The 10981-nt window shown below is 38.1% G+C and carries 10 protein-coding genes; 1 reads left to right on the top strand and 9 read right to left on the bottom strand.

The window, feature by feature from the left end:
• From AC2JBO_RS09985 to AC2JBO_RS09965, 5 genes are all read right to left on the bottom strand, one after another.
• Complete coding sequence (locus tag AC2JBO_RS09985; protein WP_496953491.1) at nucleotides 1-399, bottom strand: anti-sigma regulatory factor; 399 nt, start codon at nucleotides 397-399, stop codon at nucleotides 1-3.
• Nucleotides 386-796 carry an STAS domain-containing protein gene (locus tag AC2JBO_RS09980; RefSeq protein ID WP_496953490.1) on the bottom strand — a complete coding sequence of 137 codons (411 nt, stop codon included), beginning with the start codon at nucleotides 794-796 and terminating at the stop codon, nucleotides 386-388. Before AC2JBO_RS09980 ends, AC2JBO_RS09985 begins: the two co-directional genes overlap by 14 nt.
• A 17-nt stretch (nucleotides 797-813) precedes the next feature.
• Nucleotides 814-1662, bottom strand: a complete 849-nt coding sequence (locus tag AC2JBO_RS09975; protein ID WP_496953489.1) for an STAS domain-containing protein — start codon at nucleotides 1660-1662, stop codon at nucleotides 814-816.
• Nucleotides 1663-1867: 205 nt separating this feature from the next.
• On the bottom strand, nucleotides 1868-2347 hold the full coding sequence (locus AC2JBO_RS09970) for a L,D-transpeptidase (RefSeq protein ID WP_496953488.1): 480 nt from the start codon (nucleotides 2345-2347) through the stop codon (nucleotides 1868-1870).
• A gap of 81 nt (nucleotides 2348-2428) precedes the next feature.
• A complete protein-coding gene (locus AC2JBO_RS09965; protein WP_496953487.1) occupies nucleotides 2429-7699 on the bottom strand; it encodes an ATP-binding sensor histidine kinase in 5271 nt (1756 codons plus the stop codon).
• Nucleotides 7700-7960: 261 nt separating this feature from the next.
• Here AC2JBO_RS09965 and AC2JBO_RS09960 point away from each other — a divergent pair, with 261 nt between their 5' ends.
• A complete protein-coding gene (locus tag AC2JBO_RS09960; protein ID WP_496953486.1) occupies nucleotides 7961-8380 on the top strand; it encodes a class I tRNA ligase family protein in 420 nt (139 codons plus the stop codon).
• 40 nt (nucleotides 8381-8420) lie between these two features.
• Here the strand turns inward: AC2JBO_RS09960 and AC2JBO_RS09955 are convergent, their stop codons facing one another.
• The 4 genes from AC2JBO_RS09955 to AC2JBO_RS09940 form a co-directional block, all read right to left on the bottom strand.
• Complete coding sequence (locus AC2JBO_RS09955; protein ID WP_496953485.1) at nucleotides 8421-8831, bottom strand: hypothetical protein; 411 nt, start codon at nucleotides 8829-8831, stop codon at nucleotides 8421-8423.
• Nucleotides 8832-9099: 268 nt separating this feature from the next.
• Nucleotides 9100-9519, bottom strand: coding sequence for a hypothetical protein (locus AC2JBO_RS09950; RefSeq protein ID WP_496953484.1), 420 nt, complete (start codon nucleotides 9517-9519; stop codon nucleotides 9100-9102).
• A gap of 179 nt (nucleotides 9520-9698) precedes the next feature.
• Nucleotides 9699-9998 (bottom strand): DUF3593 domain-containing protein, encoded by a 300-nt coding sequence (locus tag AC2JBO_RS09945; protein WP_496953483.1) that lies wholly within the window; start codon nucleotides 9996-9998, stop codon nucleotides 9699-9701.
• 32 nt (nucleotides 9999-10030) lie between these two features.
• Complete coding sequence (locus AC2JBO_RS09940; RefSeq protein WP_496953482.1) at nucleotides 10031-10336, bottom strand: DUF2499 domain-containing protein; 306 nt, start codon at nucleotides 10334-10336, stop codon at nucleotides 10031-10033.
• Nucleotides 10337-10981: the final 645 nt, after the last annotated feature.

Genomic DNA, 10981 nt, shown 5'->3' with positions numbered 1-10981 from the left:
TTATTTCCATCGTACAATTGTTACTCGTGTCCCTTCTCCTACCACAGACTGAATCTCAAACTCGTTGGCAAGTCGTTTGGCGCCGCTCAACCCCATACCCAATCCGCTCCCTGTTGTGAACCCGTCCTTCAGTGCCAGTTCAATATCAATAATTCCAGGGCCTTGATCTTCAAAGGTCAGCCTGAGTCCTCGTCGTCTCCCTTCTAAGAGCGTTTCTAACTTTGCTGTGCCGCCTCCCCCATAGTCAAGGGTATTGCGGGCTAACTCCGATGCAGCAGTCACAATTTTAGTTTGGTCTACTAAGCCAAAGCCAATCTCCACGGCAAAGTGGCGCACGGTCTGCCGAACTAAAACTACATCTGTAGAAGATTGAATTAAGATCGTTTCAGTCTTCTCCATCGTCTGAAGCACGCCAAGTGGTACTAATTTGATTTGTAGTTTCATTAAGTGACGAGTGCAACAGTGCCATACCCTTTTCCACATTTAGGGCAGTGCGAATGCCTGTCAGTGATAACCCCAATTCTACTAAGGTAATTGCCACAGCAGGCTGCATCCCAACAACAACTGTTTCCGCATCCAGCACCCGTGACATTTTGGCAATGTTACCTAAAATTCTACCAATAAAGGAATCAACAATCTCTAAGCCAGAAATATCGATCAAGACACCGTGAGCGTGAGTTTGAGTGATGCGATTGGTCAGGTCGTCCTGTAGCGTCAGGGCAAGCTGATCGTGCATATCCACCTGAATTGTCACAAGCAGTAAATTGCCCATTTTGAGTATGGGAATGCGTTCCATTGGTTTCTCCTATCCACCTATTTGGGTCGAGAGCTAATGGTCGCTCCCAAGCGTTTTAGCGCGGTGAGAAAGGCATCAGCTAACGTTGCCTTTGTTACAACATTAGCCAAATCAATGCCAAGATAGACGATCGTTTGGGCAATTTGAGGACGAATACCACTAATCATACAATCGGCGCCCATGAGACGGGCAGCAGTAACGGTCTTAAGCAGATGTTGAGCGGTAAGGGTATCAACGGTGGGAACCCCGGTAATGTCAATGATGGCAACTTCTGACCCGGTTTCAACAATTTTTTGCAATAATGACTCCATCACTATTTGAGTGCGGGCACTATCGAGAGTGCCGATAATGGGTAGTGCCAAAATTCCATCCCAGAGTTTAACCACTGGCGTAGATAGCTCCATCAACTCTTCCTGCTGTCGCAAAATCACCTCTTCCCGCGCCTTCTGATACACTTCCATGATCAGTAATCCCATCTGATCTAACAAGTTTGTGGCTAGCCAAATTTCTTCACCCAACTCGACTGGGTCTTTCAATTGCTGACGCATTCGGTTGAAGAGGGGTTGCTTGAACGAAAAAACGAATGTAGCCGTTTCAGACGGTGTGAAGCCTTTTTGTGATCGAGATCGAGAAATACTACTGAGCATCTCCCGCATCTCCTGCCACGCTGCTGCCTGAATATTGGTCAAGTTGCCCTGCCCAACGGCGATCCGAAACAAGCTAAGGAATTCACGGCACTCCTCCTTTAGCTCGACTTCTTTAATCAAACCTCTCCGAATATTAATAGTGGCTAACTCAGCCATCCACTCCGACAACAAATCTGCCTCGAAGGTTTCCAGAATCTTTGGTATTTTACTTTCGCTCATCGTTTCTATTCAGATAAGGGCAACCACTTTCATTAGCTTAATACAGTAAGAAGCCCCGCAGTTATAGCTACTACCACAACTGCTTGTTCTGAACCACGACTTGGATTTAAATCGGCGCGCGTAAACATCTCCACGCATCTAAAATTAGGTGCGTGACGTTACAAGTCTTATAACTACGTTGAAATTTTTGGTAGCGTCACGCACCCTACTTCTGAACTATTACGGGTGTTCCTACTGTTGCCCAATCATATAACCATTTTGCATGGTTCGGCGCCACATTTACACAACCACGACTAACAGGTGTACCGAAACTACGATGCCAATAGGCGCCATGTATTCCATAACCGCCATCATAATACATTACATATGGAACATTCTGAACATCGTAGCCGACGCCACGCATTCTAGCTTTACGGTGTTTTGTTTGAATATTGAAAGTACCTATTAAAGTGGGAGTCTTTTTCTTACCTGTGGAAACTTTGACTGCATAAACAGGATTGTCTCCTTCCCAAGCTGTTAGTGTTTGCTTGGATATATCTACTAGTATCCAGCGTTTTTCTGATTGTTTGAGAGTTTGAATCTGATTTTCTATTCGTTTGGTTTTGGTTTGCGCTAAAACTTCGTTTGATGGTGTGGTGATGGAGAGGCTTAGTAAAGTGGCAAGAAGAAATATATTTAATTTCATTTTTTTATTTTCATTCATAGATATCTAAAAAAGTTATGTAGACTATTTTAATCCCTCCTAACCCCCCGCGTGGAAGGGGGATCATCTAGGTAACAAAATTGTCAACTTACTACCTTGGTTCGGCACCGAGGTACAAGTTAGCTTACCCTGATGTTTATCAACGATGATTTGATAACATATTGATAACCCTAAACCTGTGCCTTTGCCAACTGGTTTAGTTGTAAAAAATGGGTCAAAAATTTTGCTTAATATATCTTGACTCATCCCAATACCATTGTCAGCTATTTCAATTGCAATATAATTATCTTGGCTAAGATAGGTTTTAATCCAGATTGTACTGTTGGAACACACATCTAAAGCATCGATAGCATTAGTGAGTATGTTCAAGATTACTTGATTTATTTCTCCAGCAAAACAATTAACTTGTGGAATATCACCATAGTCCTTGATAACTTGAATATTGCCCAACTTTTGCTGAAGTATCATCAGTGTACTTTCGATGCCTTGGTGAATGTCAACTTCTTTCAATGTTGCTTCATCGAGACGTGAGAAGGTGCGTAGAGACAGTACAACATCTTTTATCCTTTTTGCACCAGTATGCATCGATTGGATAATTTGAGGTAAATCTTTTGAGATAAAGTCTAAATCTATTTCATCAATTTTGTTTGTGATTTTAGAGCTAGGATTTGGCAATTCATTTTGATATAATTTGATTAATTCAAGCAGATAATCTGTATACTCTTTTGTGTGCAGTAAGTTCCCAAATATAAAACTAACTGGATTATTTATTTCGTGAGCAATACCAGCTACCAACTGTCCTAAACCCGACATTTTCTCACTTTGAATTAATTGTATTTGGGTACGGTTAAGTTCTCCTAGTGCTGTTTCTAATTCTTTAGTGCGTTCGGCAACGCGCGCTTCTAGAGTAGTGTAAAATCGAGCGTTTTCTAACGATATTGCTGCTTGCAATGCCAGTATTTGCAATATCTCTACTCTTTCACTTGTAAAGGCGCCTTTTACTAGATTATTCTCTAAATATAGAACTCCTAACATTTTACCAGTATGGATAATTGGTACAGCGAGTACTGATAATGGTTGGGTAATATTTATATAGGGGTCAGTATTAAATTCTAATGATTGTGATGCATCGTCTAATACCAAGTATGTTTGAGTACGTTCAATATAGTTGATTAAGGAAACAGGTAATTGATAGCTTTCAGTAACTGCGATGCGTTGCCATACGGTATTATCATCACTATCACCAACAAGCAATGATTCGATAATTAACTGATTATTCTGCTTTATAATAAAATATACTTTTTCGGCGCATGCGTTTTCTCGAACTAAATGTAAAAGCTTAGTGTTTAAACGACTAGGTATAAGTTCACGGGATAGTGCAAGAGAAGCTTTGACGACGGTTGCAATATCAAGCGAATAGTTTTTACTCGAAGTGATCGTTTTTTCATTTGAGTCGATGACTAAATATGGATAACGTTTTTCTAATTGTTTAACTTTCGCTTTTGCTCCCCATTTTTCGTAGCAGCGATGTGCTTTGGTAATGTAAATCTTGGAAAAATCTTCTTTATCTTGATTTTCCCAAAACAAAGCTGCAAGCTCGTTTGCTAAAGCTTCATTTTGAATGAAACCATTTTTTTGTGCTAACTCAATTGCTTTGTCGTATAAATCAACAGCTTGCCAATTTTTTCCAGTTATACGCGCGATTTCAGCTTCAACAAGTAAATACTTGTGTAGAAAGTTTTCAGCACAGCTAGCAGCCCAAATTTTTAATTGCTGTTGATTTTGATGAATTTGCACTAAATATTTTTCCTGTGTTACAACATCGCATCTTAAATACAATTTACTTAAAACTAGTGAATAATAAAAGTAATACTCTGAAGAAATAGTAAAACCTAATATAGCAACTAAATATTGTTGAACTTTATTTATATAATCTAAAGCTGCATCTTGATTATTTAGTAAATATAATACTTGTATTTGACATACATAATATAAAGTTAACGACCAAAACGATTGCTGCTCTTTACATTGCTTAATAAAATTTGATTTGGTAATGCTATAGTTATATATTTCTAAATTATTTAAGTATTCACTATCAACATTAGTTAGATTATCAACAGTAAATTTAATGGCAATAATGGTGTCAATAAGTACAACATGTTGAATTTTAACTGCTGCTTGATAACTTACTAATATTTCTTTGCTAATTGAGTTAAGTGCTAGACCTTGAAAAAATAAATTATAAATTAGAGAAACTAGATTGCAACCAGCAAACATTAAGTCTCCAGATTCTAATCCAGCTTGATAACCTTTACGGCTAATTACAGCGGCATTTTTAATAGGTTTAGACCAGCAATGTAACCATCCAGTTAATAATGCGCTAGCTTTAGATTTTTGTGATTTGTCATTAAGTTTTTCGCTAAGTTCGTATGCTGATAAACCTAACTGATAACCACTTTGATATTCACCTAATTTTGAACCAATAATTAAACCAAAATTAGCATAAGCTTTTACTGACTCCGAAACATTACCATACTTCAGCGATAAATTTACAGCTTTACTAACAATAAATGTATACAATGTAAAATTTGAAGCAGTATAAACTAATGGTTCTAAATTTATTAAAAGTTTAACAGCTATTTCTATCTGCTTATTCTCAATTTTTGGTAAATTAACTATTGAATCAATACCAATATTATCCAAATTTTGCTTTGCAATCATTAATTCTTCACAAGCAATGTCTTCGCAGTCACCTTCAGGTAAATAAATATCAAGTAAGCTTAAGCCATTTTTAGCATACTTTAGTACATCATCATATCTTGCTTGTCGCGTGTACTGAGATACTATAAGATTATAAAAATCTGCTTTCTCCAATGATGATACTTTTTCAATTGCTGTATACGTTATAGATTTTGCAAATTCAAAGTTACCGTTAAGAAACTCAATTTCCGCGCGTTCTCGATATATATTCAAAGTTAAATCATAATATTGGCTCCAACTATCCACAGGTAGAAGTTGTACAGCATGGTGTAAATATTTAGCTGCGGCAGTAAAAGCAAGCGAAGCTTTAGCTTTACGTGCAGCAATTAAATTTAATTCTGCAACTGACTTAGAAAGTTCTTGCGCTTCGTCTTCAGTTTGAATTTGAGAAATTCCTAAATTAAATTGATTAACTATGTCAAATATATTTTCTTCTATCTTTTCTGACTCTTGATGCAATAATAACTTACCAATTTTATAATGCGTTATTTCATAAAGATTACTATCAATGAGTAGGTATGCAGCTTGCTGTACACGCTCGTGCAAAAAACGATATTCATGTATTTCTGCTTGTACTGTTGAAAGTCCGCTGTTCCTAACAGGTAATATTAATCCTTGTGTTAAAGCTATGCTCAATTTTTCTGTTACTTCAGTTGGCGATGTTTCAGATATAATCGAGAGCGTTGTCAAATTAAAACGCTCACCAATACAAGCTGCTAATTTTAATAGTTCTTGACTATGTGGAGGAAGTTTAATTAAATTACGCACCATTAGCTCAACTACACTCAAATCAGTGATTCCTACTGTTTGAATTTGGTTTATATTCCACTTCCAGTGTTGAAGTTGAAAATCATATTTAATTAAGCCTTCTTCATAAAGTGTTTTTATAATCTGAGTGAATAAAAATGGATTACCTGCGGTTTTATTTAACAGCAGTGATGCAAGTTGTACTAGCTCTCCATTGTCATCGCTATCAAATGTATCGCACAGAAGTTGGATAGTTTGATCTAAATTTAAGGGTTCTAAGGCAAGACGAACTATTTTCGTAGCTTTTTCAATTTCTCTCACGCACTGCATTAAAGCGTGTTTGCTTTCTACTTCGTTATCCCGATAGGCACCTATTAATAATAAACCTTGATTATCAGTAGCTAGCTGTTGTATCAATAAAAGAGAAGCTGTATCGCAAAAATGTAAATCATCTAGAAAAATTACTAAAGGACGCTCTTTTTGAGCAAATACACTAATAAATGCGCGAAAAATTAAATGAAAACGGTTTTGGGTTTCATTCAAACTCAGTTGAGGTACAGGTGGTTGTTCACCAATGATTAATTCAAGCTCTGGAATAACTTCTACTATGATTTGTCCATTATCACCGAGTGCAGTTTGCAATTTTTGGCGCCAGTCTAGTAATTTTATCGAGTCTTCGACCAAAAGAATCCGCATCAATGACTCAAAAGCTTGGAAAAAAGCAGCATAAGGAATGTTACGCTGATGGTCAAACTTACCTGCAATAAAGTATCCACGCTGACGAGTGACTGGTTGCTGAATTTCACTAACAAGTGCTGATTTACCAATACCCGAATAACCAGAAATTAGAACAAAACCACTAGAGACACTTCCATTACTTACGCGAGCAAAAGCATCAAGTAAAGTATCGACTTCTTTGTCTCTTCCGTAGAGCTTCTGCCGGAACGATAACTGTCCAGCTTTGTCGCGTTCTCCAGGTTTAAATGCTGGAATCACACCGTTTGCTTTAAGTTGTGTTAAACAAAACTCCAAGTCAGCTAAAAGTCCAACTGCGCTCTGATACCGGCTTTCAGCGTTTTTTGCCATTAACTTCATGACAATTGCAGCTAATTGTGGAAGAGTTGTTAATGGAGGTGGTTGTTTAGCAATGTGACTGTGAATCAATTCCAAAGCATCATCACTTATAAACGGTAGTCTAAAAGCAAGCATTTCATACAAAGTCACACCCAAAGAGTAAAAATCACTGCGGTAATCAACTGCACGGTTTATTCTCCCAGTTTGTTCGGGAGACATATATGCAAAGCTTCCTTCGAGTTGAAAAGAGGATGCATTTAGTTTTTCCTTAAATGAAGCAATACCAAAATCTGTAAGTTTAATTTCTCCAGTTTTTTGGTTAACTATAATACTGGATGGCTTAATGTCTTTGTGGATAATGTCGTAGGAGTGCAGCGACATCAATACAGTAGCAAGCTGAACGGCAATAGTCAAACATGAAACAACATCTAAAGCTTGCGACGCAATTATTTTATCCAGCGATATTCCACCAAAGTCCTCCAACACTAAAAATGAGATATCTTCCTGCTTCACCAAGCTATAAACTTTAACAACACCTGGTATATCTGAACTTTTAGCTTTGGCTAGACTAGATGCAATTCGATACTCATGCTTCAAACGTGTTACAGCGTCGATAGGGCAATTAGGCTTTAGAACTTTGAGGACAACAGACTTTTGTAATGCGTGCGAAAATGCTCGAATTATTAGCTTGCTAGCACTTTCGCTAATCACTTCATGCAGTTCATAACCCGGAATCCTCGTAGCTCTTAGCATAAACGCTCAAATATAAATATAACTTTGGTAATACCTCATTACATAGAATTGCTTAAATTATATACTTTTGCACTCAGTAATTTTGCGGAATGATTTCGTAATAAGCACTTCAGTGCTTGTCAATATTAAGCACTAAAGTGCTTATTACCAGTGTTTCATGTTGTAATATAGAAAAGTACAACTCATCAAAAACAGGAAGCTTAACTTCAGCAACACTAATCAAGTCAAACATCTAATCAAAGGGCGCACTGCCGTACATTAATGGAATCAAATACCTGCGCGCGATTATTAAATAAATACTGCGATTATCTAAGTAACTTGGAATTTCGTAAAGCAGTAGATACACTCTACTCTTCATGGATACTAGGCAACCAGTATATAGATGAGAAGGCACCTTGGAAGCAAATTAAAACCAACCGTGACGAAGCAGCGCAAGTAATACGTACTTGTATAAATTTAATTAGAATTCATGCAATTGTACAGGCGCCTATCCTTCCATTTACATCAGCAAAATTATTTGATGCACTGCACTTATCTGATACAGATAGAATGACCAAGATTAGCGAAAGCGTTAATTTTGAAGCTTTGCAACCCGGTCATAAATTTGACATAATTCCACCTTTGTTTAAAAAATGGGAAGATGAAGAAATCAAAGCTTCGTCTGTAAAATTTGGTAGTTAACTGGGGAATCTTAAATTCCCACTCTACTTTTATTACCTATCTACTTTGTGAGTAAGTTAATTGCTGCACCAGCGGCGGCGCCAGTTAGCGCGTTATTGACAGTGTTTCTATGTCCAGTAACAGCCCCTGATACTACACCAGCACCAGCACCAACACCAAGGTCTTGAACAAGGCTACGATCCTTTTTATGCGCTCTATTACTTCTGCCTTCATTTTTAATGCCATTAGCCGCGTTCACGGCAGCACCAGCACCAGCACCATTAACAACATTACCTAAAAACGAACCATGACCAGTGATTGCACCAGTAACTACACCTGCAGCAGCACCGATACCGACATCACGTAAAACTTGGTCGTCTGCTGATGCTGGCTTTGCTGGTAATAATGTGGCGCCGAATAAGCCTGTAGCCATAATCGCAGATAAAATTACTTTATTAATAGATAAATTCATCACACATTTGCCTCTTCACTAAGGTTAATAAGTTTAGTTTTACTGGCATCAACAAATTGCCTTTGATTCAACAAATTCATCCTATAAGTCTTAATAAATAAAAACTAGTATAAAAAGTCACTGTTCATACTATGACTAAAGTCATGTAAATTAGAAATTTGCTACACGAAGATGAAAAAACTCACCTTCTTCTAGAAGATGAGTTTTTGATGATTATGGTAAAGACGCTACATGTAACGTCTGTCTCTACCTAATATTACCTATCTACTTACTTAAGTAAGTGAATTGCAGCACCAGCGGCGGCGCCAGTTATCGCATTATTGCCAGTGTTTCCATTTCCTCTAATAGCCCCTGCTCCTACACCAGCAGCAGCACCAACACCGATGTCTTGAACTGCGTTACGTTTCTTTCTACGAGATCTGTTACTGCTGCCTTGTTTCACAGTACCCTGTGTTGCATTTACAGCAGCACCAGCAGCACCACCGTTCACGGCATTGCCCAAAAACGAGCCTTTACCAGTAATTAAGCCAGCAGCGGCTCCAGCAGCAGCACCAACACCAACATCACGTAGAACTCGGTCGTCTGCTGATGCTTGTTGCGCTGGAAATAGTGTGGCGCCGAACAAGCTTGTAGCCATTAAGCCTGGTAATACTGTGCGCTTAATCGCGCTCTTGATTGATAGATTCATTACGCACCTACCATTTAACTAAGGTTTGTAGATTATTGTGTCTTCGCTCTTATCTCCATATTAAACAATATTACCGAAATAAAAATTGTCATGTTCAACTTACGTAAGTGTCACATACTACCTATAAAATCACATGATTGGGGGATGTTTTACATCAGTAATACCCTCTAAGGAAGTATTTAAATATTCTTTGCGGCTTGTTTTTTTTCGATCACAGCCTGTCGGAAACCCAGCACAACCAATATATTAGTAAGCGTTAAAAATACTTCCGCACTACCATGTAGCCAGTCAACATTAGCTAAAGACGTACCGTAGTGGACTTGAGCATAAATTCCTGCTGGAATAGTCACAGCAACAAATACAAGTGTCCCGTAAAAGCCATATAAAGCTAACTTAGGCATTTGTCCCGAACGGGTAATAAACCACAAAAAGCCCAAGTAGGGAAATAGCGAAAGCGCGAATAATGTTTCTTTAGACATATTAAGGAAGGGGAAAAGGGTAAAGGGGTAAATTAAACTTGTTGTGATTTACTTGTGCGCCAAATCCAGAACGCGGCTATTAGTAGAGTAAAGTTACCCAATACTGTCATACTAGCTTGTAGTGTCACCATCCATTCCAAAGATGGGGAGTTATCAAAATAATGCCAGATGCAAGCACACATCGCGCTGACTAAAGCCGGTAACATAGCAAATGAAAATCCCCACCAAGCCTTATTTTGAGTAAGTTCGCCATAAGTCCAAATTAACCAAATAGCGGCTATCCATTCAATAACGCTAGAAACGTGAATTATCCAAGTGGGAATTGAAAGAGCGTGCATAAACAATAATTAGGAGGTAGGGTGCGTGACGCAGTAACAATTCTTCAACGGAGCTAACCATCAGATGGCGTCACGCACCTTACGAGTTAGGAGTTAGGAGTTAAGACACCTAGAGTTCAACCTAGGAGAAAATATTCGGTTAAAATTGTGGGCGCCTGGTACGAACGCTATTGATTATAAGTAACGTTCGATAGATTCGTATACTGTGGCTTCAAATACTGAGCAACGCGAGTCTTTGTTGTTATACAAAGTCTCAAGCTATTTGAACTACATGTACTTAATTGTATTGCACATGCTATCCACATCTTTGTCAATGTCAGCAAAACCAAAAAAGAGCCGGACGGTGATATACCGAGCACTATTGGGTAGGCATCTGGTAAAACTAAAGTATCGGTGCCTTGGGAGCGTGCGTTGGTTATTTATACTTAAAAAGTGTGTTGTAAACAAAGTTTATTGACAAAACTTGATCTTAGGGAAAATCCAATTAAAAACAAAACTTGCCCTGTTAAACCAGAAATATGCAAGTTTTAGTCGAAGAGCGAAAATATTTTGTGAGATAGGACTTCGAGGCAAATGAACAGACAAGTACTTTCTTAAAATTTAATTTTGTACCACAAATAGCGCCAATATTCATTGAACCTGTAT

This window comes from Calothrix sp. CBUCES-K 9914, from assembly GCF_059640475.1.
Note: the sequence above shows the minus strand (reverse complement) of the source record. Positions and strands in the feature narration are given on the sequence as shown.

Coding starts and splice junctions, on each gene's coding strand:
- AC2JBO_RS09985 (WP_496953491.1), bottom strand. CDS start 399: ATGGAGAAGACTGAAACGATCTTAATTCAATCTTCTACAGATGTAGTT.
- AC2JBO_RS09980 (WP_496953490.1), bottom strand. CDS start 796: ATGGAACGCATTCCCATACTCAAAATGGGCAATTTACTGCTTGTGACA.
- AC2JBO_RS09975 (WP_496953489.1), bottom strand. CDS start 1,662: ATGAGCGAAAGTAAAATACCAAAGATTCTGGAAACCTTCGAGGCAGAT.
- AC2JBO_RS09970 (WP_496953488.1), bottom strand. CDS start 2,347: ATGAAATTAAATATATTTCTTCTTGCCACTTTACTAAGCCTCTCCATC.
- AC2JBO_RS09965 (WP_496953487.1), bottom strand. CDS start 7,699: ATGCTAAGAGCTACGAGGATTCCGGGTTATGAACTGCATGAAGTGATT.
- AC2JBO_RS09960 (WP_496953486.1), top strand. CDS start 7,961: ATGGAATCAAATACCTGCGCGCGATTATTAAATAAATACTGCGATTAT.
- AC2JBO_RS09955 (WP_496953485.1), bottom strand. CDS start 8,831: ATGAATTTATCTATTAATAAAGTAATTTTATCTGCGATTATGGCTACA.
- AC2JBO_RS09950 (WP_496953484.1), bottom strand. CDS start 9,519: ATGAATCTATCAATCAAGAGCGCGATTAAGCGCACAGTATTACCAGGC.
- AC2JBO_RS09945 (WP_496953483.1), bottom strand. CDS start 9,998: ATGTCTAAAGAAACATTATTCGCGCTTTCGCTATTTCCCTACTTGGGC.
- AC2JBO_RS09940 (WP_496953482.1), bottom strand. CDS start 10,336: ATGCACGCTCTTTCAATTCCCACTTGGATAATTCACGTTTCTAGCGTT.